We start from the raw sequence: 906 nt of genomic DNA, 5'->3' as shown, positions 1-906 counted from the left end.
ATTGGTATGGAGACGATAGTTGGCTATCTCCTTATACTGTATGGGGGTTCTTAGTTATACCACCGCTAGTTTCTATAGTGCAATTATCGAATGGTAAATATGCAGCGAATATAACTGCCCTCAATAACACAGAGATAAGACTGCCTAATGGAACACTGATAGCCAATTTAACTGCAGCACAAGAATATTTATTAAACTTACCTCAGCTAAGGGCAGAAAATAGTTCATTATTAAATAACAGTACTATAGTATACGTAGCAAACATAACAGCGATTTTGAAGAGTACAACTCTTCTCTCTGATTGGGAAAGATGGATTCCACCACAGCAATTAATCAACTTATACATACAAGCTGGTGAGACTAATAATGTCACACAACTTAGACAAATATACGATCAGATGGCTCAAATAATAATGAACAACACTCCAGTGATACCCTTTACGACAACTGAATGGCCGTTTGAGGAGTGGGAAGATCAATATTATATAGGATTCTCTACTCCTCAATATATGTACTGGCTAAACGTATATGTTGGGAATGCCGCCAATCCAGCTGAACCCATAATATGGAATATAGCCCCTAGACCTCCGGGAATGACGAATCAACAAGCATTGAACTTTACTCAACAAGCTTGGAGCGATGTACTAGCATTTCTATATGGTAAGGCATCTACGGCAACACCGCCTTCCTTATTGGCAATGTTAGGAGTTAGCACTGTCACTACAACCAGTACTGTTACTAGTGTATCGTCTTCGACAAGCACTGTTACCACGACCTCAGTGAGTACCACAACGAGCACGGTCACGACAACTAGCCCAACTACCGTAACTACGACTTCCACAGTTACCAGTAGTAGCAATACTGGGCTTTACGTAGCTATAGCCGTGGTAGTGATAATAATAATAA

At 40.2% G+C, this 906-nt stretch carries 1 pseudogene; it reads left to right on the top strand.

The features are described 5' to 3' along the window. A pseudogene (locus DMP16_RS11140) lies at positions 1-906 on the top strand (hypothetical protein); the annotation flags it as partial.

It is taken from the genome of Sulfolobus sp. B1 (assembly GCF_007050195.1).
GTDB lineage: Archaea > Thermoproteota > Thermoprotei_A > Sulfolobales > Sulfolobaceae > Saccharolobus.
Note: the sequence above shows the minus strand (reverse complement) of the source record. Positions and strands in the feature narration are given on the sequence as shown.